This window comes from Corynebacterium sp. CCM 9203, assembly GCF_041357675.1.
Lineage (GTDB): Bacteria > Actinomycetota > Actinomycetes > Mycobacteriales > Mycobacteriaceae > Corynebacterium.
Map to the genome: position 1 here is coordinate 1 of NZ_JAUERY010000012.1, position 1,661 is coordinate 1,661.

At 64.7% G+C, this 1,661-nt stretch carries 1 protein-coding gene; it reads right to left on the reverse strand.

What is annotated here, in order from left to right:
• Positions 1-124: 124 nt before the first annotated feature.
• Positions 125-1,661 (reverse strand): replication initiation protein (locus QWU44_RS11640; protein WP_370915842.1); only part of this gene is annotated, 1,537 nt, incomplete at its 5' end.

The window sequence follows — 1,661 nt, forward strand, 5'->3', positions numbered from 1 at the left end:
ACGGCATTATGCTTTTTCGGGCGGCCACGCGGGGCCTGCATCCCGAGTGCTTCTAGGTGTGTAGGGGTCTAGGTCTAAAGAACCTCCGCTAAAGCGGAGGGGGAACCGTATACCGCTTATGGCATTATCCTTTTTTCGGGCGGCCACGCGGGGCCTGCATCCCGAGTGCTTTTCGGATCTGCTTCACCCTGGCGACAGACACCCCGAACTCGGCCGCGATCTCCTTAGTGGACGGCAACTGCCTCAGTTCCTTCTTCCGCCGGAGCATGAACGCCTTGATCTCGGACTCAAGAGCCATCCCCTCTAGCGCTCGATCTTCGTTCGCCTCGGTGAGGGCGCTCAGAACCTTCTGCGCGGTTGGCTGCTCAGGGTTAGCCCACTTCCTGGCGGCAGAGTTCTTGCCGCCCCGGCGGCCCATCGTCGCCAGCGCCTTCCGCCCCGCACTGGTCTGCCGCTGAGTGGAGCACTGCCCCTTACTCGCAGACGCCTTGCCCGACACGACATATCCCCGCACACGGCGCGCCATCGTCATGAGGTCACGCACCGGAGGCATAGCCTCCTCACGGCCATCCCCACCAACCGCCTGAGCAACCTTGTAGGCGCGAATGTAGGCATCCATGATGAGATTGTCCTTCATCGGTTTACCCTCGGCGCGCAACCGATGCGCGACCGCCAGCGCGTGCCGGAACGCCGTCTCATCGCGTGCCGCTCGTCCAGGAGCCGACCACCGCACCCTCACCCCGTCGATCAGATCAGCCGCAGCATCAGCGGCACTCGGTAGGCCCTCATCGAGCGCGGCGATCATCCGCGCTTCATCCGCTGCGGCCTGCGCGGCCGCGATCCGCTCCCACCCCGACGAGAACTGCCGTTCCGCAGGCTTTGTCGCCGGTGCCGGTTTCGTGCGTCCGGTCATCGCCCGTACCTCCTGAATCAGCGTTCCCAACCGGTCTACACGCCGGTGTTGAGCGTGCCACCGGTAAGCCAGCGCGTCAGGTCCAGTGTAGAGCGGCCAGCGGGACCACCCGTGGGAAAAGTGCACATCGCCTCGCAGAGCGATCTCAAGCTCGCGCATGGTTTGTTCCAGCAACTTCCAGTTGGAGCTGCTGTTGTGTCCATCGGCTCTGTAGACCGGATCAATCAGCCAGATCGCTTGGCTTTTCCCCGATGAGGGGTTGACGCCGATCCACGCCGGTCCTGCCCCGCGTGCGGCGAGTTGTTCGAGTGATCTGCGTGTCACCGTCGCCAGCGCATCAAGACTTTCCCCGGGACGGCCCGGGGTATCGACGTCCATCACGATCACCGCCGCGCGCTGCTTGTGTGTGAGCATCGCGTACTGGCACCCGGCCAACCCAGCGGAGTCCACGCGGTACGCACGAGGCGCTTTGCTGCCGTCAGCTTTGGTGACGAACGCCCTGGAGAAATCCCTGGTGCGGCTACCGGGGATCGTGTGGCGGCCGAGATGCCCAATCAGCCGCGCGGCGTCCTCGCGGGTCCATCCAGCCGACCGCAGCGCCGGGGCCGCGCCCAGGTGCTCGGTGACCAGATCGACGGCTGCAGCCAGTACAGCACTGTGACCAGTGGGACGGGTATGAACACCACCCGGGGTTGTGCGCAGGTTGCCGTCTGCTGCTAGAGTCATGGGCAAGCTTTCTCCCGACCGC